Consider the following 16,633-nt stretch of genomic DNA (forward strand, 5'->3'; position numbering starts at 1 on the left):
TGAAATCCAGCTGCCGCAGGGCGCGTCAGCGGGTAGAACACCCGTGATGACCACGACCCTGCGGCCGACCGAGCCGCTTCAGCGCGCCGCCGACGGGGCTCTGTCACGCCACTTCAACGTGTGCGTGAACAGTCGTCCCGTCGGCGCGATACACCTGACCACCCACCCCGTGTTCGGGCCCGCCGTCGCGCAGATCCGCGACCTGCGCATCGCGGAACCCGACCGCGGGCGAGGCCGGGGCACCGTGGCGGCGCTCGCCGCGGAGGAGGTGGCCCGCGGCTGGGGCTGCGCCCGCATCGAAGTCTCCGTGCCCGCCAAGGCCCAGGAGCTGCTCCGGCTCGTCACGGCCCTCGGATACGTCCACCGCAACCGCGGCATGGAGAAACACCTCGGCACCACCGCACCGGCCCTGCCCGAGGGCAGCCGGGCCCGGCCGATGACCGAGGCCGAGTTCGGGCCCTGGAACCAACAGGGCATGGCCGACTACGCCCGCGAGTGGATCTCCCGCGGCGTCCCCGAGGACGAGGCCTGGGCCAAGGCCCGCCGCGACCACGCCAACGCCCTTCCGCACGGCACCGACACCCCCGGGGTCCTGCTGAGCGTCCTGGAACACGAGGGCACCCCCGTCGGCACGCTCTGGCTGGCCCTCGACACCGACCGGGCCTACGTCTACGACGTCGAGACCGACGCCCGCTTCCGGGGCCGCGGGCACGGCCGCTCCCTGATGCTCCTCGCCGAGTCCCAGGCGGCGGCCGCGGGCAAGCGGATCGTCGGCCTCAACGTGTTCGCCGGCAACACCCCGGCGGAGCGGCTGTACGAGTCCCTCGGGTACCGGACGGTGGGGTACGTGATGTACAAGCCGCTGCTGTGAGGGCGGACCCTCGGGGGATGGGCCGGCTGTTGGGGGTGAGGGCCTGTTCCGGGGGCCTGTCCCGAGGGCTTGGCGGGCGGTCCCGGCGGGTGGTCCCTTCGCTTGGGTGTCGCTGCTGTCGTTCGGCCGTCGCTCAGCCCTGCTGCTCGGCCAGGAGGCGGTCCGCGATCTCCTCGATGCGCTCGCGCAGGCCCTCCTGGCTCTTGCCGCCGTCGAGGCGCTCCCCGCCGATGACGTAGGTCGGCGTGCCGGTGACACCGAGCGCCTTGCCCTCCGCCTGGTCGGCGTCGACGATCAGGATGTGCCGGCCGTCGATCAGCGCGGTGTCGAATTCCTCGGCGTCCAGGCCGAGTTCACGCGCCACCTCGACGAGGAAGGCCTCGCCCTTGCGGCCCAGTTCCTCGACCCGGCCCAGCACCGCCTCGACGTACGGCCAGCCCTGCCCCTGCTCGCCGGCCTCCTCGGCGGCCTGCGCGGTGGCGAAGGCGTACTTGTTCTTCTCCAGCGGGAAGTGCCGCAGCCGCACCTCCAGCCGGTCGCCGTAACGGGCGCGGAGGGCACGGAGGTCGTCCAGCGCGGTACGGCAGTCCGGGCACTGCAGATCGCACCAGAAGTCGAGAACAAGGGTCGTGGGACGCGTGGCCGCGGAGGAGTTGTCGCTCATGGGGCCAGTCTCCCAGCCGCGGGGGAGCGGACCCAATCGGGCTGGGGGTGGGGGAGGGGTGCCCAGGAAGGGGTGACCTGGGCAGGGGCGGCGCTGGTGACGCGGGCGGGGCCGACCGGAGGGATGAGGGGCGCGTCCTGGACGGGGAGCCGGGGGTGTCTCCCGGGCGGAGAGCCGGTGGGGCCGACCGGAGGGGCGAGGGGCGCGTCCTGGTCGGAGAGCCGGGGGGGCGTCCCGGACGCCGACCCCGACTCGCGGAGGAGCCGACCCGGAGATGTCCCTGATGTCCGGCCGGAAGATGGCCTGGCCGGGGGCGGGAGGTGCACGATGGAGGGGACGAACCGCTTGCCCGACCGAGTGTCGCCTGGAGGACCGGATGATTGCCGAGACCGTGTGTTCAGCCGTCGCCGCGGCCGGCCTCGGCATCGCCGCGGTCACCGCGTACCGCCGCCGCTTCCTGGCGGCAGCCCGTATCGCGGCCTACGCCCTCGTGCCGCTCGGCCTGGCGATGACCGGCGTGGTCGACTGGCTCGTCGACACCGCCTTCAGTCCGACGGCCTGGGCCGGCTTCGGCGTGCTCGGCGCGGCCTGGGCTCTGTTCGCCGTGACACGCGCGGTGGAGAAGCGCCGGGGCGGCACGCGCAAGGAGCGCCGTGCGGCAGCGGCCGCCGCCCAGCGTGAGGCCGTCGCCCCGCAGGCCTCGGCCCCTTCCCTCGGCCCGACCGCACGGACAGCGCCCCGCCCCCAGACCACGACGCGAGGCGACTCCGAGGACTTCAGCGACATCGAGGCGATCCTCAAGAAGCACGGCATATGAACCCCGGCCGCGGCGTGACGCGGCCACCGGGTCCTACCGAGGCGACCTCCGGCTCGGCCGAAACGACGGGGTCGACTGAATCGAACCAGTCGACCGTATGTGCGACACGCCGGGCTTCGGTCGACCCCGCGCACGCACGCACTTCACGGAATCCGGCGAACTACCCGGCAATCCGGGCGTGTTGAGCGCGTCAAGGGTGCCGATTGCGCCATCATCGCCCGCGAGATGCTGGACACGACACAGAGCGATGCCGCGCCGCCGAAGGACGAGCCGCGCGGATGCCTCTTCGCCCTTTCCCAGCCACCGCTGATGATCTTCCTTGCGGTGATCGGGAGTCTGCTGCTCATGGCCGCGCTGCACGACCTGCTGTTGCTGTGAGCCGTACCCGTGGTCCCCGGCGTCACCCGCCGGGGACGACGACGGCATTCGACCGGCGACCTGTCGGCAGGGCTCAGCCGGCGGCCTCCTTGCGGCGGGCCCGGTACGCGGCGACGTGCAGCCGGTTGCCGCAGGTGCGGCTGTCGCAGTAACGCCGGGAGCGATTGCGGGAGAGGTCGACGAAGGCGCGCCGGCAGTCGGGGGCCTCGCAGCGTCGCAGCCGCTCCTGCTCGCCGGCGACCACGAAGAAGGCGAGCGCCATGCCGCAGTCGGCCGCGAGGTGGTCGGAGAGGGAGGCGCCGGGGGCGAAGTAGTGCACGTGCCAGTCGTAGCCGTCGTGGTCCGTGAGGCGGGGGGTGGTGCCCGCGGCGGCGACCAGCTCGTTGATCGCGCCGGCGGCGGCGCGGGGGTCGGGGGCCGCGAAGATCGCGGCGAACCGCCCGCGGATCTTGCGCACCGCGGCGAGGTCGAACTCCGAGAGCGCCCCGATGTCGCTGACCTTGTGGCTGCGCACGAACTCCTCGAGAGCCGCCACGTCGGGGAGCCCCTCGGGGGTCTCGTCCTCGGGTGCGGTGTTCACCAGATCCACCACAGTGTCGAGGGCGCACCGGGTGTCGTGGGTGATCAGCACGTTTCGCTCTCCCTGGCCTGGGGGGTCGGGCGGGCGCCCGCCGATGCTGGCCGATGGTAGTGGCTCCGGGCCGCACCGAAAGGGCCTCGCCTCCGCGCGCAACCGCTCGCGGTGCCGTTACAACGCACACGGCCTCCGGGACGTTCCCGGCACAGGGGACGCACCGCCGCGACCCCCGTCACACACGGTCACCGCACGCAACCGGCGCCGACCCCGCGGTGCTGGACCGCGGCGACGACGCCGGTGTGTGCCGTATGCGGTTGTCGTAGCCCGAGCCGTCTCCCCGAGTGGACGGCGCCGGGCGGTCTGTGAGGAGCTCGCCTAGCTCTCGGCCAGGATGTGCGAGAGCTCCTGATCCAGGTCGAAGTGCCGGTGCTCCGTGCCGGGCGGAACGGCGGCGTCCGTCCGCTTCAGGAACGACTCCAGGGCCCGCGCCGGGGCCTCGAGCAGTGCCTCCCCCTCCGGGGAGCTCAGGGCGATGCACACGACGCCCTGACCATGACTGCGCGACGGCCAGACACGGACGTCGCCGGTTCCCGTGGGCCGGTGCAGGCCCTCGGCGAGGAGGTCGCGGGCGAAGACCCACTCGACGGTCTCCTCGGCTCCGGTGTGGAAGGTGGCGTGCACGGCGTAGGGGTCGGCCGTGTCGTACCGCAGGCCTGCGGGGACAGGCAGGGAGGACTCGCTCGACACAACGAGGCGCAGGTGCAGCTCGCAGCTGACCGTGGTGTTCATAAGCGCCAGGGCCTTTCGCTCAGTGTGCGCTCGGGGATTCGCACGTCGGCGAAATCGACATGCCACCTACGGTGCCGTTGTAAACCCCTCTGAGTGTTTTGCATGTCTTTACGTAACTCTTCCGGCCGAGGGGTGCTTCGGAGAGTACGGCCATTACGGTGACCGGAATCGGTCCGGTAGGTTTGGTGGCATGAATACGGGGAGTGACGAGCCGGGCGAGGCAGTGGCCATGGCGGCGGACGGTGTGAAGGTGGACGATACGAAAGCGGACGGGAGCAAGCTCGAGCGCGCGCTCGGCTCCAGGGCTCCGGAGTTCATCAAGGCCAGCCGGGCCCTGCACCTGAGCTGGCAGGTGGGCGTCTTCGTGGTCGGCCTTGCGGTGGTGGTGGCCGGCATCATCATGCTGCCGTTGCCCGGTCCCGGCTGGGTCGTGATCTTCGGCGGCATGGCGATCTGGGCGACCGAGTTCGTGTGGGCCCAGCTGGTGCTGCGCTGGACGAAGCGGAAGGTGACCGAGGCCGCTCAGCGGGCCCTCGACCCCAAGGTCCGCAAGCGCAACATCATCCTGACGAGCATCGGCCTGGTGATCATCGGAGCCCTGGCCGGGTTCTACCTGTGGAAGTTCGGCCTCGTGATGCCGTGGAAGATCAAGGACCAGTGAGCCGGGAGCGGGCGCAGGGCCGGCCAGGGGTGGTCACAGGCACCCCCTGACATGGGGTAATGTTCTTCCTGCGCCCGGGCGATTAGCTCAGTGGGAGAGCGCTTCGTTCACACCGAAGAGGTCACTGGTTCGAACCCAGTATCGCCCACCCGGACCGACGGCCCGTCTGCACAGAGCAGACGGGCCGTCGGCGTATGTCTGCCCGTACTGATCGAGGGGCTTGGGCGTGGGGGCGGTGTTAGGTGACCTCGCGCTTCCCGGCGGTGCCATGAGATGGCGCGCCTTCGGGGATGTTGCTCTGACCTCGGCTTTTCGGGTCAGGGGCGCTGGTCGAGTGGGCTTGCGCCGGGGCGGGCGTTGTGTGCTGGGGCGTCGCTTGTGGGGCCGAGCCTTCCACCGGGGGCCCCGGCGCTTCGCCAGGCGCCATGACGTGGCGCGTCCCTCCGGGACGCCTGACGTCGAGTGGTCCCATGGGGGTGCCGTGCCGTAGTGCGCATTCGTTGTTCTGACCTCGGCCTCTTGGCCGAGTGCCCTGGTCGAGTGCGCTTCCGCCGGACGTCGGGGGCCATGATCTGGCGTACGTTCTTCGAGGCACTGTGACCTGGGGCGTTCCGGCCGCGGGGACTGCCCGGGTGCGTCCCCCAGGGAGCTGCGCCGAGGCGTCCCGCGGCTCCTTGGCTTTGAGCTGGCACCTGTTGCCCGCAGGGGCTCACGCCCGTCCCCTGCGCCGGGGCTGGGCTCTCGCCCTGGGGGCGAGCGCTGGTGGCGGCGCTTTGCTGTCCCTGAGTGCCGTGACCTGGGTGTTCTCTTTCATGGCGTCATGAACCCCGCGCTGTTGCCGGGGCTCTGGGCGCTTGCACGTTCCCGCTGATGCCGTGATGGAGCGCGCTCTTCGGGAAGCTTGGCCTCGGCTGTTCTGGCTGACGTGCCGTGGGCGAGGGCGTCTTCGCCGGGGCAGGCGCTATGGGCACGGTCCGGCCGAGGCATCGTCGAGCGCGCGCTTCCAGTGGGGCGTTCCCGTGCGCTCCCGCCGGGTGCCATAACGCGGCGCGCTGCTTGGGGGACCTGCTGTGATCTCGGCCTTTCGGTCGAGGCGCGCCTTGGTCGAGCGGGCTTCTGTCGGAGGTCAGGGCCATGACCTGGTGCACCTCCTTCGAGGCACTGTGACCTTGGGTGTTCCGGGTGCCTTCCGGCATGAGGCGTCGTGACCCCGCCTGTACCCCGACCCTGGCCTCGCCCCGCTCCTCCAGGGGCCGGGCTCTCGGCCGAGATGGCCGCATCGGACTCCCTTCGCAGTCTTGACCTGGGCATTTCCCTCCGGGGTGTCATGAACCGCGCGCTCCCGCAGTGGCGCCGTGCTTCGGGCCTTCCGCCGAGGCGCCATGCGCACCCACGGCCATGGCCTCGTACCGCTGCCCCAGCGGCGCGCTCACGCCCCGCTGGCCCCTCCAGAGGGCGCCCGCTCCTCACCCTCGGCTGAGGCGCTGGCGGCCGCCTCAGCGCCCTCTGGGCGCTGACCTGAGCGTCCCCTCCGTGGCGCGACCAGCACGCCCCCACCGACCGCTGTGCTGCGCGGCCTTCCCGCCGAGGTGCCGTGCCCCGAGCGTCCTCAAGGCCATGCCTTCGCACCGAGTTCTCCAGCGGGATTCACGGCCCCACCAGGCGCGCTCAGCCCCCACGCCCTCCAGTAGTGCCACTCGCACCCGCGTCCCCTTCCGAGGGGCAGTGACCTGGGCGTCCGGTCTCGTGGCGCCACCGCCTACCGCCCTCCCTCTGAGGCGCCGTGACCTCGGAAGTGCAGGCCTCGGCGCCGTGGCCAAGCCCGCCCCAGGCGGCGTGACCTCGCGCCTCCTCGCCGAGGTGACCCGCGTCCCTGAACGGCCCCTACCCCGCACTTGGCCAAGTTCCCGCCGCCCCCGGGGCGAGCCCCATCCACCAGCCGACCCGCTCGCAGGTGCGCCCGCCCTGCCGCCCCGGGGGCAAGCCCGCATCCTCCAGCCGACCCGCTCGCAGGTGCGCCCGCCCCCGGGGCGAGCCCGCACCCACCAGCCGACCCGCTCGCAGGTACGCCCGCCCCGCCGCCCCCGGGGCACGCCCGCATCCACCAGCCGACCCGCTCGCAGGTACGCCCGCCCCGCCGCCCCGGGGGCAAGCCCGCATCCACCAGCCGACCCCCTCCCAGGTGCGCCCGCCTCCACCGCCCCCGGGGCACCCCCGCGCCCTCCAGCCAGCCCGCTCCCGACCCCGTAGACCCTCCTCCGGTCCCGTTGTGAGCTCACGCATCCACGCGGACGCCTCATGCCCCCTGCGCCCTCCACCAGCGCGCACCGTGCCCCGAGCCGTCCCGCAGCCCAGGCCGTGCCTTCCACGCCCCGCCGGCGCCCCGACCTCGCACTCACCCCAGCGCTCGCACCAAGGCCCCCCACACCCGCACCCCATCCAGGAGCCCCTCCCCGCACGCCCCCACCCCCGACACACCCCCCACCCCGTCCACACCCCGGGATGAAATCCAGCCGCAACCAACCCCCGTACGACAAGCCCACTCCCGTTCGACCCGCCGAACCCACCCCGCTCACCTGCAATAACGCCAGCCCACCGCGGCCACCTCGCCCCACCGAGCCACTGGACCGACGACCCGATCAGGAAGAAATTCCTGTCCGAATCATTGACGCACCCCGAGCCCCTCCGTAACTTGTCCCGGCAAGCGCTTACTTGAAACGATTCATGATGCGGCAACGACGCTGCGGGGAGGGGTTCGCTGTGGGCACGGGCAACATTGAGAGGCGCACGATCCTGAAGGTGGCCGGGGCTTCCGCGGCGACGCTGGGGCTGGCCGCGACCACCGGTTGCGGTGGCGGCGGAGGGACTGCCGCCGATGGGACGGTGACACTCCGTTACGCGTGGTGGGGCGGCGAGCCGCGCACCATCGCCATCAAGAAGACCATCGCCCTCTTCGAGAAGAAGTACCCGAAGATCAAGATCAAGCCTGAATTCACCGATTACGCGGCGTTCTGGGAGAAGTTCCAGACCCAGGCCTCCGGTGGAAATCCGCCGGACGTTTTCCAGAATGCGGTCGGCTTCCTGCGGAAGTACGACAAGCGCGGTGTTCTCATGGACCTCAAGTCCCAGGCGGACGAGGGGAATCTGAACCTGGAGAACTTCCGCAACGGCGTTCTGGCGAACGGTCAGGTCGACGGCAAGCAGATCGGCATTCCCGTCGGCGCCAACACCATGGCGCTCGTCATCGACCGCAAGGCCTTCCAGAAGGCAGGCGTGGCGCCGAAGTTCGGCTGGACCTGGGACGAGTACTTCGACGCGCTGCAGACGATCCAGGACAAGCTGAAGATCGCCGGTGACACCGGCTACTTCACCATCATGTACCTCTACGACCTGTATCTCCGTCAGAACGGCAAGGCCTTCTTCACCGACACCGAACTCGGTTTCACCGAGGACGATCTGACGCAGTGGTGGGAGGACGGCTACAAGCGCGTGCGCTCCGGGCTCGTCGCCGACCCCAAGAAGATCGAGCAGGTCGCGCCCAAGTCCGGTCTCTCGGCCGGGCTCGCCGCCTCGGAGTTCACGTGGGACAACTTCTCCATCCGTTACGAGGGTGAGGGCGAGTCGGACTACGGTCTCGCGCCGATCCCCACCACCAACGGCAAGGACACCGGCCAGTACCTCGGCTCGCTGATGCTCAGCGCTTTCTCCGGGACCGAGCACCCCAAGGAGGTCGCCCAGTTCATCGACTTCATGGTCCACGACCCCGAGGTCGGCAAGATCATGGGATACGACCGCGGCATCCTCGCCACGACCGAGCAGTACGAGGCGTTCACGCCCACCGACGACAACAACAAGGGCGTCAAGGCGTACGAGGAGGAGGTCGCCGCGGCCGGCGTGCTCGGGAAGATCACCCCGCACCCGTCCGGAGCGGATGTCATCGAGTCGGCGTTCCTGCGTCTCGGCGGCGAGGTCGCCCAGGGCAAGACCAAGCCGTCCGACGCCGCCAAGGCGCTGTTCAGCGAGGCCAAGGCCGCGTTCGCGGGCTGAGGGGACGTACCACCATGACGCTCGTCAAGGAAGCGCCCGCGCGCCCGGCCGGGAAGCGGCCCGCCGCTCCCGCCGCGGGGCGGCGCGGGCGGCGCCGCGAGAACCTCGCCGGCTATCTCTTCATGTCGCCGTGGATCGCGGGATTCCTGCTGCTCACGGCGGGGCCGATGATCGCGTCGCTGTACTACGCGTTCACCAGCTACAACCTGTTCACGCCACCGAAGTGGGTGGGGCTGGACAACTTCACGACGATGTTCCAGGACCCGCGCTGGCAGAAGTCGGTCGAGGTCACCCTGAAGTACGTCGTCGTGGCCACGCCGCTGAAGCTGCTGCTCGCCCTCGGTGTGGCGCTGCTGCTCGCGCAGAAGCGGCGCGGCCAGGGCCTGTACCGGGCCGCGTTCTACATGCCCTCCCTGATCGGCGCCAGCGTGTCCGTGGGCTTCGTGTGGCGGGCGCTTTTTTCGGACGACGCCGTCGTGGACCGTATGCAGAAGGTCTTCGGGTTCGACGTCGGCGGCTGGATCGGCAACCCCGACTACGTCCTCTACGCCCTGGTCGCCCTGAGCATCTGGCAGTTCGGCGCCCCGATGGTCATCTTCCTGGCCGGCCTGAAGCAGGTCCCGCAGGAGCTGTACGAGGCCGCCGAGGTGGACGGGGCCGGGCCACTGCGACGGTTCTGGAACATCACGCTGCCGATGATTTCCCCGGTGCTGTTCTTCAACGTGCTGCTGGAGTCCATCCACGCGTTCCAGGTGTTCGGCTCCGCGTACGTCGTCTCCGACACCCGGTGCGGGCCGGCCGACGCCACGCTCGTCTACACCTGTTACCTCTACCAGAAGGGCTTCAAGGAGGCCCAGATGGGCTTCGCCTCCGCCATGGCCTGGACGCTGGTGGTCGCGGTGGCGCTCGTCACGGCGGTCCTGTTCTGGTCGCAGAAGAAGTGGGTGCACTACGAGGAGGCCGCCAAGTGACCACTGCCACCACACCTGCCGTGCGCGGCGCCGCCGAGCGGCGGCGCACCGGATCGATCGCCTGGCACGTGGGCGCGCTCGCCGTCCTCGCGGTCGTCCTGTACCCCGTGATCTGGGTGGTCGGTGCCTCGTTCAAGCCGAGCAAGGACATCATCGCCAGCCTCGACCTGCTGCCCACCGACCCCGTCTGGGAGAACTTCTCCGGACTGGCCGACGGTATCTCCGGCATCTCCATCAGCACCTTCTTCGGGAACTCGCTGATGTACGCGGGCCTCGCCGTCGTCGGAGTCGTGCTGTCGAGCTCGCTGACCGCGTACGCCTTCGCCAAGATCCGGTTCGCTGGGCGGAACCTGCTCTTCACGATGATGATCGGCACGCTGCTGCTGCCGTACCACGTGCTGCTCATCCCGCAGTACGTGCTCTTCAGGAACCTGGAGCTCACCGACACCCTGGTGCCGCTCGTCGCGGGCAAGTTCCTGGCGACGGAGGCGTTCTTCGTCTTCCTGATGGTGCAGTTCATGCGCGGGCTGCCGCGTGAGCTGGACGAGGCCGCCAAGCTCGACGGCTGCGGGCACCTGAGGACCTACTGGTCCATCGTGCTGCCCCTGAGCCGTCCCGCCATCATCACCAGCGCCATCTTCACCTTCATCAACGCCTGGAACGACTTCATGGGGCCGTTGATCTACCTCAACACCCCCGAGAAGTACACCGTCTCGCTCGGCCTGATGATGTTCCGCGACCAGGAGGGCATCTCCAACTACGGCAGCATGATCGCGATGTCGCTGGTGGCGCTCGTGCCGGTCATCGCCTTCTTCGCGGCCTTCCAGCGCTACCTCATCGACGGTATGGCGACCTCCGGACTGAAGGGCTGAGGCCGACCTCATGGCGCAGCAGATGCGGGTGAAGGCCCGCAAGGAGTCCGTGTTCAACGAGCGGTTCGGGGTCTTCGCCGAGTGTCTGCTCACGGGTGTGTGGATCGCGGTCGCCTCGCTCGGCGTGGTCACCTACCCGGCCGCGTTCGCCGCGGGCGCCGGCCATCTGCGCCGCCGTATCGCCCATGAGGCCGGTGGCATCAAGGAGTTCGCCGCCGACTTCCGGGCGGCCCTGCGCGGGGGATGGCTCGTGGGCCTCGCCGGCTGGGCCGCCCTGGCCGCCGTATGGCTGGACGTACAGGCCGCGCGGGCCGGGCTTCCCGGTGGACCGCTGGTCGGAGCGGTCGGCCTGCTCGCGCTTCTCGCCGCCGCCGTCGCCGGGATGCGCGCGGCGGCGACCTGGACACCCGGCGCGGCCTGGCGGGCGCTGCTCGCCGCCGCGGTCCGGCGCACCCTGCTCGATCCCGCCGGGTCCTTCCTGATCGTCGGGGGAGTGGTGGTCGTCGTCCTGTCCGGCTGGCTGATCGCCCCGCTGGCGGTGCCCGTGCTGGGCGCCGTCGCGGCGGCCGCCGTCGCCGTGGAGGAGCGGTACCGCAACCGCTGAGTCCAGTCCCGTCCGAAAGGTCGGCGCCCCGGGCGCCGCGCCTCTCTCTGTCATGCCCTTGGCAAGCCTTGAACCCGCACGGAAAGGAAAGCCATGTCCCCCATCCCCCGCAGGTCCATCCTGAAGGCGGCCGCCGTCGCCGGAGCCGCCGCCCAGTTCAGCTGGGCCCTCGGCACGAAGGAGGCCCAGGCGGCCCCCGTCGCCGCGGCCGCCGACGCCGACCCGGTCGTCCTGAACTGGCTGGAGGACGGGGGCCTCGGCGCCGCACCCGGCTCCACGGTCGGCGTGCCCTGGCCCAAGGGCGCCTTCCAGGCCGACCAGACCTTCGCGCTCACGGACGAGGCCGGCAAGGCGGTCCCCGTGCAGTCCTGGCCGATCGCCTACTGGCCGGACGGCTCGCTGAAGTGGACCGCCCACGCGGTCGGCTCGGGTGACGGCAAGCTCACCCTCGCCGCAGGCACCCCCGCCGCCCCCGCACACCAGGTCACCGTCGACGAGAACGGCGGCACGATCACCGTCTCCACCGGCGTCGTCACCACCCGGATCGGCAAGTCCGGCTCGGTCCTGGTCAAGTCCGTCACCCGCGGCTCCACCGAGATCGCCAAGGACGGCCGCCTCGTCCTGCTGCGCCAGCCCGAGATCGAGGACGGCGACCAGGGCACGGTCAAGTACGAGCGCTTCGACAGCGCCATCGACGAGGTGAAGGTCGAACAGGACGGCCCCGTCCGCGCGGTCGTCCGCATCGACGGCAAACACCGCAAGGGCGACCGCGGTTGGCTGCCCTTCTCCGTCCGCCTCTACTTCTACGCGGGCGCCGAGTCCTTCCGCATGGTGCACACCATCACCTACGACGGCACCCAGGAACCCGGCAAGGCCAGCGGTGACTTCATCCGCGGCATCGGCGTCCGCTTCACCGTGCCGATGCGCGACCAGTCCTACGACCGCCACATCCGCATCGGCGGCGAGGGCACCGGACTGCTGCGCGAGGCCGTCAAGGGCATCACCGGCCTGCGCCGCGACCCCGGAGCGGCCGTCCAGGCCGCCCAGTTCGAGGGCAGGAAGCTGCCCGACCCCTCCACCTGGGACCAGCGCGTCACCACGCGCCTGCAGTACATCCCCGAGTGGGGCGACTACACCCTCTCCCAGCTCTCCGCCGACGGCTTCTCGGTGCGCAAGCGCACCAAGAAGGGCCACGGCTGGATCGGCGCGGGCGGCGGCCGGCGCGCCTCCGGCTTCGCCTACGTCGGCGGCGCGAGCGGCGGCCTCTCCTTCGGCCTGCGCGACTTCTGGGAGAAGTTCCCCGCCCAGCTCGACATCCGCGGCGCCCACACCGACGAGGCCCAGGTCACCGTCTGGCTCTGGTCGCCCGAGGCCCAGCCGATGGACCTGCGCTTCTACCACGACGGCATGGGCCAGGACACCTACCCGGAGCAGCTCGAGGGCCTCAACATCACCTACGAGGACTACGAGCCCGGCTTCGGCACCCCCTACGGCATCGCCCGTACCTCCGAACTCCTCTTCTGGGCCAACGAGTCCACCCCGTCGGCCGACCGACTCGCCCAGCAGGTCGAGGCCGTGCGCGTGCTGCCCCAGCTCGCCGCCCCGCCCAAGCAGCTCATCAAGGCCGGCGTCTTCGGCCCCGGCCTGTACTCCGAGCCCGACCGCTCCACCCCCGCCAAGGCCAAGATCGAGGACCACCTCGACTTCCTCTTCACCTACTACAAGGACCAGGTGGAGCAGCGCCGTTGGTACGGCTTCTGGGACTACGGCGACATCATGCACACCTACGACAACGCCCGGCACCAGTGGCGTTACGACGTGGGCGGCTACGCCTGGGACAACTCCGAGCTCTCGCCCGACCTGTGGCTCTGGTTCGCCTACCTGCGCTCCGGCCGCTCCGACATCTTCCGCTTCGCCGAGGCCATGACCCGCCACACCGGCGAGGTCGACGTCTACCACCTCGGCAAATGGGCCGGCCTCGGCACCCGGCACGGCGTCCAGCACTACGCCGACAGCGCCAAGCAGCAGCGCATCGCCAACACCACGTACCGCCGCTACTACTACTTCCTCACCGCGGACGAGCGCCTCGGCGACCTCATGCACGCCAACGTCGACTCCGACGAGACCTTCCTCGTCCTCGACCCCATCCGCAAGATCCGCACCGAGCCCTACACGCCCGACCGGCACGCCCTGTCCATCGGCTTCGGCACCGACTGGAGCGGCCTGGTCTCGGCGTGGCTCACCGAGTGGGAGCGCAAGGGGCCGAAGTGGGAGAAGGCCAGGGCGCGCGTGCTGTCCACCATGGAGACCATCGCCGCCCAGCCGAACGGCTTCGTGCAGGGCACCGGCCTCTACGACCTCGACACGGGCCGGTTCGCCGTCGCCGAGCAGCCGGTCGTCGGCGTCTCGCACCTGTCGGCCGTGTTCGGCCTCAACGAACTGTGCGCCGAGCTCATCGACCTCGTCGACATGCCGAAGTTCAAGGAGGCGTACCTCGACTACTGCCGCTACTTCAACGCCAGCAAGACGGAACAGGCCGCCCGGTACGGTTCCAACTTCGGCTCGCTGATCCTGTTCCAGGGGCACTCGCGGCTGGACGCGTACGCCGCTGTGCAGACCGGGGACGAGAAGCTCGCCACGCGCGCGTGGAGCAAGTTCTACAACTCCGACGGCTACAAGGAGTCCTCGCCCTGGAAGACCGAGCCGATCACCGGGCCTCTCGCGCTGGTGGCGGGCAGCGAGGCCGCGTGGGTGTCGAGCAATGACACCGCGCTGTACGGTCTCGCCGCCATCGAGAACCTCGCGCTTCTCGGGCACAAGATGCCGTCGTAGTCGGTCGCTTCGGCCGGTGGGGGACTGCGCGCCCGCGTGTGGCTGGTCGCGCAGTTCCCCGCGCCTCTGGGGACGCTGCCCCTGGGGGACGCTGCCTCTGGGGGACGCGTCAGCGCATGCCCTGCAGCATCTCTCGCATCCTTCGTACGTTCCTCAGCCGCTGTTCGTACGTCGCCCCCAGCGCGAGCAGCAGCAGGCCTGCCAGGGCCGGCGGGACCCAGCGGGGGAGGGCGTCGGCGACCTGGACGAGATAGGGGGCCAGTTCGTGCAGGGCGTCCAGGGTGAGGACCGAGCCGCCCAGGACCAGGGGTGCCTGGAGGTTGTTGCCCGCGCCCAGCAGCGTCACCGCGAGGGCGCCCAGGCCCAGCAGCAGGGGGCGCTGCCAGTGCGGGTCGGCCCAGGCCGCCACCAGGCTCGGCAGCAGGGTGACGGCCAGGCCGGGGCCGTACGCCGTCCAGGACGAGGCCTGCGGGTCACGGCGTCGGTGGAGACGGCCGACGAGCAGGGCGGGGACCGTGACCGGCAGCGTGTAGGCCTCCGGGTCGGTGACCTCCCAGGCCGCGAGCCGCACCCAGGAGGCCAGCACGAACAGGCCCGCCGCCGCACAGCCGGCGTAGCGCCGGTCGGGGCGTACGGCCGTGCCCGCGGCGATCACGCCGAGCAGGGCCAGGACCAGCGACAGCATCGGCGGGTGGGTCACCGCGAGGCCCACCGCCACCAGACCGGACACCGCACCCGCCACCTCCACCGCGAGCCGGGTCGCGCCCTCGGCGCGCGGTGCGTACAGGGCCGCCGCGGCCGGGACGGCCGGCACGAGCAGGGCGATGTACCGCGGCTCCCACCCCAGGGACGCCCCCGTCGCACAGGTCAGCGCGGTGGCGTACACGGTCGCGGCCACGGCCGGCAGGGTCCGGCGGGCCAGGGCCGCGCACAGGACGGTCAGCGACGCGAGCACGGTCAGCGTGGCCGCCTCGGTGGCCAGCGACAGCAGCGCCAGGACCGCCGAGGTGACGAGAGCCAGGACGGTCGGGACGAGACGGCCCCGCAGCAGCAAAGCGATCGTCAGCGCGCCCGGCAGCGCCAGCCCCGCGAGGTACGGCAGCTCCAGTGTCGCCGGCAGCACGAGCAGCGCCGCCCACACCAGACCCAGGGCCGTGTCCAGAATCCGCGGGCGCCATACGGCGTCCCCGTCCGGCAGGCCTTCGCCGAAGCCGGCCTGCCGGAAGAGCCGTGCGCCGAGGCCCGGCTCGCGGACCGCGAGTGCCAGTACCGCGGCGACCACGCCCAGCACCAGCGGCACCAGGGCCGTCTCCGGGGGCCACGGCGCATCGGCCGTCACCGCCGCCCGCGCGTCCGCGGGCGCCCCCGACCAGACCCGGGCGAGCCGGCCCACCGGTCCCAGCAGGGTCACCGCCACCACCGGCAGCGTCCACACCACGGCCAGCGCCTGCACGGCACCCGACGCCCAGACGGCCCCCTGCCGCACCGGCACGGGCGTCCGGGAGACCCGTACGACCGCCAACAGCGCGATGCCGAGGGCCAGATGGACCGGAACCGTCCACAGGTCCGGGAGCGCCACGCGCGGCACCGCGCCCAGCGCCGCCACCAGCAGCAGGCCCGCCGTCACCGCCGTACCGAGCGCGAGGCCCCGCCGCGGGGACCGCCAGGCCGCGCCCAGCGCGATCGCCGCGGCGAACAGCAGCAGGGCGGCCGCACGGGCGGCCATGCCCGGGGTGGAGGCGGTGGCCGCCAGCCAGCCGGCCGCCAGGACACCCCAGCCGCCCATGCCGAACGCGCCCGTCAGCGCCATCACGCGCACGGTTCCAGCGGTCGTACGGAGCGCCAGGACCGTGTCGCAGGCCGCCGTCGTCAGCAGGGCCGCCGTGATCACGTACGGGTCCGCGTCCGCGGCCACCGCCCAGAGCAGCAGCGGCAGTTGGCCCACCGCGAGAGCCGCGGGCACCGGCAGCCGCAGGGCCGGGTCCGACCAGCGGGCGACACCGAAGCCGTACGCCGCCCAGAGCACCGCCAGGACCGCCGACGCGACGGCCGCGTAGCCGACGCCGTCCGTGTCCGCCAGCGCCACCCGGTGCAGCGCGTACGCGTCCAGCACCGTCAGCGCCAGCCCGAGGCCCGCCACCGACTCCGCCGTCGACCGCAGACTGCGCCGCAGCAGCGGCAGCGGCGCCGCGAGCGCGGCCGCGGTCACCGCGGCGAGCACCAGCGCACGCCCGGCGATGCCCAGATGACCCCAGCTCACCACGGTGAACGCCGTCGCCGCGATGGTCAGCAGCACGCCGCCCAGGACCAGCAGGATGTTCTGCACACTCGGCGCGGACGTCTCCTGGCGGGGCTGCGGGGAAGCGGGCATCGGCCGCACCGGGCTCAGCTGGGACACCAGCCAGGCACGGCGGGCCAGCAGCTGGGACCGGCGGGCGTCCAGCCGGAACAGCTCGGCGTCGAGGAGCCGCAACTCCTCGGCCGGGGGCGGAATGTGCGTCATGCCTCGGAGTGTGTCCCGCGTCACCGCGTACGGCATGAGCACGCGTA

General features: G+C 71.5%; 13 protein-coding genes and 1 tRNA gene. 10 read left to right on the top strand and 4 right to left on the bottom strand.

All coding sequences use genetic code 11. From position 1 onward, the window contains the following. Positions 1-46: 46 nt before the first annotated feature. Positions 47-871, top strand: a complete 825-nt coding sequence (locus tag RKD23_RS30940; protein ID WP_424856680.1) for a GNAT family N-acetyltransferase — start codon at positions 47-49, stop codon at positions 869-871. Positions 872-1,004: 133 nt separating this feature from the next. Here RKD23_RS30940 and RKD23_RS30945 read toward each other — a convergent pair whose 3' ends face one another. Beyond that, entirely contained in the window at positions 1,005-1,535 is a 531-nt protein-coding gene (locus tag RKD23_RS30945) for a DsbA family protein (RefSeq protein ID WP_424856681.1), read from the bottom strand. A 376-nt stretch (positions 1,536-1,911) separates the two neighbouring features. Between RKD23_RS30945 and RKD23_RS30950 the strand changes: the two genes are divergently transcribed. Together RKD23_RS30950 and RKD23_RS30955 are read left to right on the top strand one after the other, a co-directional pair. Continuing rightward, the gene (locus tag RKD23_RS30950) at positions 1,912-2,352 is read left to right on the top strand and encodes a hypothetical protein (RefSeq protein ID WP_424856682.1); all 441 of its coding nucleotides are present in this window, start codon (positions 1,912-1,914) and stop codon (positions 2,350-2,352) included. A 225-nt stretch (positions 2,353-2,577) separates the two neighbouring features. Beyond that, complete coding sequence (locus RKD23_RS30955; RefSeq protein ID WP_356689695.1) at positions 2,578-2,730, top strand: hypothetical protein; 153 nt, start codon at positions 2,578-2,580, stop codon at positions 2,728-2,730. A 73-nt stretch (positions 2,731-2,803) separates the two neighbouring features. On the opposite strand, the gene RKD23_RS30960 is transcribed toward RKD23_RS30955, so the two are convergent. Together RKD23_RS30960 and RKD23_RS30965 are read right to left on the bottom strand one after the other, a co-directional pair. Further along, the gene (locus RKD23_RS30960; RefSeq protein WP_424856683.1) at positions 2,804-3,361 is read right to left on the bottom strand and encodes a CGNR zinc finger domain-containing protein; all 558 of its coding nucleotides are present in this window, start codon (positions 3,359-3,361) and stop codon (positions 2,804-2,806) included. A gap of 321 nt (positions 3,362-3,682) precedes the next feature. Beyond that, positions 3,683-4,096 carry an SsgA family sporulation/cell division regulator gene (locus RKD23_RS30965; protein ID WP_004002642.1) on the bottom strand — a complete coding sequence of 138 codons (414 nt, stop codon included), beginning with the start codon at positions 4,094-4,096 and terminating at the stop codon, positions 3,683-3,685. Between the two features lie 190 nt (positions 4,097-4,286). Here RKD23_RS30965 and RKD23_RS30970 point away from each other — a divergent pair, with 190 nt between their 5' ends. The 7 genes from RKD23_RS30970 (at position 4,287) to RKD23_RS31000 (ending at position 14,083) form a co-directional block, all read left to right on the top strand. Then, positions 4,287-4,757, top strand: coding sequence for a TIGR02611 family protein (locus RKD23_RS30970; RefSeq protein ID WP_424856684.1), 471 nt, complete (start codon positions 4,287-4,289; stop codon positions 4,755-4,757). Positions 4,758-4,833: 76 nt separating this feature from the next. Next, positions 4,834-4,905, top strand: a tRNA-Val gene (locus RKD23_RS30975). A gap of 2,612 nt (positions 4,906-7,517) precedes the next feature. After that, positions 7,518-8,804 (top strand): ABC transporter substrate-binding protein, encoded by a 1,287-nt coding sequence (locus tag RKD23_RS30980; RefSeq protein ID WP_424856685.1) that lies wholly within the window; start codon positions 7,518-7,520, stop codon positions 8,802-8,804. 14 nt (positions 8,805-8,818) lie between these two features. Next, entirely contained in the window at positions 8,819-9,775 is a 957-nt protein-coding gene (locus RKD23_RS30985; RefSeq protein WP_424856686.1) for a carbohydrate ABC transporter permease, read from the top strand. Beyond that, on the top strand, positions 9,772-10,647 hold the full coding sequence (locus RKD23_RS30990) for a carbohydrate ABC transporter permease (RefSeq protein WP_424856687.1): 876 nt from the start codon (positions 9,772-9,774) through the stop codon (positions 10,645-10,647). Before RKD23_RS30985 ends, RKD23_RS30990 begins: the two co-directional genes overlap by 4 nt. 10 nt (positions 10,648-10,657) lie before the next feature. Continuing rightward, positions 10,658-11,251: a hypothetical protein gene (locus RKD23_RS30995; RefSeq protein ID WP_424856688.1), complete on the top strand. Its 594-nt coding sequence runs from the start codon at positions 10,658-10,660 to the stop codon at positions 11,249-11,251. Between the two features lie 93 nt (positions 11,252-11,344). Continuing rightward, complete coding sequence (locus tag RKD23_RS31000; RefSeq protein WP_424856689.1) at positions 11,345-14,083, top strand: Tat pathway signal sequence domain protein; 2,739 nt, start codon at positions 11,345-11,347, stop codon at positions 14,081-14,083. A gap of 109 nt (positions 14,084-14,192) precedes the next feature. Here the strand turns inward: RKD23_RS31000 and RKD23_RS31005 are convergent, their stop codons facing one another. After that, positions 14,193-16,586 carry an SCO7613 C-terminal domain-containing membrane protein gene (locus RKD23_RS31005; protein ID WP_424856690.1) on the bottom strand — a complete coding sequence of 798 codons (2,394 nt, stop codon included), beginning with the start codon at positions 16,584-16,586 and terminating at the stop codon, positions 14,193-14,195. Positions 16,587-16,633 lie beyond the last annotated feature (47 nt).

The organism is Streptomyces sp. SAI-170, from assembly GCF_049739565.1.
In the GTDB taxonomy this organism is placed as follows: domain Bacteria; phylum Actinomycetota; class Actinomycetes; order Streptomycetales; family Streptomycetaceae; genus Streptomyces.

What these genes read in the sequence shown, in the direction of transcription:
- RKD23_RS30950 (WP_424856682.1), top strand. Translation starts at nt 1,912, where the DNA reads ATGATTGCCGAGACCGTGTGTTCAGCCGTCGCCGCGGCCGGCCTCGGC.
- RKD23_RS30970 (WP_424856684.1), top strand. Translation starts at nt 4,287, where the DNA reads ATGAATACGGGGAGTGACGAGCCGGGCGAGGCAGTGGCCATGGCGGCG.
- RKD23_RS31000 (WP_424856689.1), top strand. Translation starts at nt 11,345, where the DNA reads ATGTCCCCCATCCCCCGCAGGTCCATCCTGAAGGCGGCCGCCGTCGCC.
- RKD23_RS30955 (WP_356689695.1), top strand. Translation starts at nt 2,578, where the DNA reads ATGCTGGACACGACACAGAGCGATGCCGCGCCGCCGAAGGACGAGCCG.
- RKD23_RS31005 (WP_424856690.1), bottom strand. Translation starts at nt 16,586, where the DNA reads ATGACGCACATTCCGCCCCCGGCCGAGGAGTTGCGGCTCCTCGACGCC.
- RKD23_RS30995 (WP_424856688.1), top strand. Translation starts at nt 10,658, where the DNA reads ATGGCGCAGCAGATGCGGGTGAAGGCCCGCAAGGAGTCCGTGTTCAAC.
- RKD23_RS30940 (WP_424856680.1), top strand. Translation starts at nt 47, where the DNA reads ATGACCACGACCCTGCGGCCGACCGAGCCGCTTCAGCGCGCCGCCGAC.
- RKD23_RS30985 (WP_424856686.1), top strand. Translation starts at nt 8,819, where the DNA reads ATGACGCTCGTCAAGGAAGCGCCCGCGCGCCCGGCCGGGAAGCGGCCC.
- RKD23_RS30945 (WP_424856681.1), bottom strand. Translation starts at nt 1,535, where the DNA reads ATGAGCGACAACTCCTCCGCGGCCACGCGTCCCACGACCCTTGTTCTC.
- RKD23_RS30965 (WP_004002642.1), bottom strand. Translation starts at nt 4,096, where the DNA reads ATGAACACCACGGTCAGCTGCGAGCTGCACCTGCGCCTCGTTGTGTCG.